Source organism: Carboxydocella sp. ULO1, assembly GCF_002049255.1.
GTDB lineage: Bacteria > Bacillota.
This window is the reverse complement of the sequence record NZ_BDLQ01000143.1, coordinates 1-221: the sequence shown is the minus strand read 5'-3', so window position 1 is coordinate 221 and position 221 is coordinate 1. Positions and strand designations below refer to the sequence as shown.

1 pseudogene is annotated in these 221 nt (G+C 41.6%); it reads right to left on the bottom strand.

From position 1 onward, the window contains the following. A pseudogene (locus ULO1_RS15040) lies at positions 1–221 on the bottom strand (IS4 family transposase); the annotation flags it as partial.

Genomic DNA, 221 nt, shown 5'->3' with positions numbered 1-221 from the left:
CGTTACAATTGTAATTTGATTCCCTTCTGTATCCGTTGTTTCAATCAGACGTACAGGGTGCTTCATTCTTGATGAACCCCAGCCCAGGATAGCTATGTAATCCCTGCTAACTTCGCTTTCCGGCGAAAGTGGCAATTCTTTTTGCACATACACCACAGCATTTGACTTGAGACGAGTTACAAAACCTATTCCTTTTTCACAGTAGTGATCGAATTTCTTGT